At 60.7% G+C, this 1,215-nt stretch carries 1 protein-coding gene; it reads left to right on the top strand.

What is annotated here, in order from left to right; all coding sequences use genetic code 11:
* The first annotated feature begins 15 nt into the window (after nucleotides 1-15).
* Nucleotides 16-1,215, top strand: a complete 1,200-nt coding sequence (gene tuf / locus GTN70_03750; GenBank protein NIO16102.1) for an elongation factor Tu — start codon at nucleotides 16-18, stop codon at nucleotides 1,213-1,215.

Here is a 1,215-nt window from a genome sequence, read left to right on the forward strand (position 1 = left end):
TAAGGAGGAGAACGGATGGCCAGGAAGAAATTCGAGAGGACGAAGCCGCATATAAACGTAGGGACGATCGGGCACGTGGACCACGGGAAGACGACGCTGACGTCGGCGATGACGAACATACTCTCGAAGACTGGGTTGGCGGAGTACATACCGTTTGACGACATAGACAAGGCACCGGAGGAGAAGGAGCGTGGGATCACGATAGCGACGGCGCATGTGGAGTACGAGACGCCCAAGCGTCACTATGCACACGTGGACTGTCCGGGGCATGCGGACTACATCAAGAACATGATTACGGGAGCGGCGCAGATGGACGGGGCGGTGCTGGTGGTGAGCGCGGCGGACGGGCCGATGCCGCAGACGCGGGAGCACGTACTGTTGGCGCGGCAGGTGAACGTGCCGTACATCGTGGTGTATTTGAACAAGACGGACATGGTGGACGATCCGGAGCTGCTGGAGCTGGTGGAGCTGGAGGTACGGGAGCTGTTGTCGAACTACGAGTTTCCAGGGGATGAGATACCGGTGGTGAAGGGGTCGGCGCTTCAGGCGATGAACTGCGGGTGCGGGAAGGAGGACTGTGAGAAGTGCAAGTCGGTCCTGGAGCTGTTGGATGCGATCGATGACTACATACCGACGCCGCAGCGGGACAAGGAGAAGCCGTTTTTGATGCCGGTGGAGGATGTGTTTTCGATTACGGGACGAGGGACGGTGGGGACGGGCCGAGTGGAGCGCGGGACGATCAAGGTTGGCGACAAGGTGGAGCGCGTGGGAGTAAAGGAGACGAAGGAGACGGTGGTGACGGGGGTGGAGATGTTCCGCAAGACGCTGGATCAGGCGGAGGCGGGAGACAACGTGGGGTTGTTGCTGCGAGGGATCGAGAAGCAGGAGCTGGAGCGTGGGATGGTGATCGCGGCGCCGAAGACGATCACGCCGCATATGAAGTTCAAGGGGAAAGTGTACGTGTTGACGAAGGAGGAGGGAGGGAGGCATACGCCGTTCTTCAACGGGTACCGGCCGCAGTTTTATTTTCGGACGACGGATGTGACGGGGGTGGCGCAGTTGCCGGAGGGCACGGAGATGGTCATGCCCGGGGACAATGTGGAGCTGGCGATCGAGCTGATCATGCCGATCGCGATGGAGAAGGAGCTCCGGTTTGCGATTCGCGAGGGCGGACGGACGGTCGGCGCCGGAGTGGTGACGGAAATCACGGAATAG

The organism is Deltaproteobacteria bacterium (assembly GCA_011773515.1).
Lineage (GTDB): Bacteria > Desulfobacterota > Deferrimicrobia > J040 > J040 > WVXK01.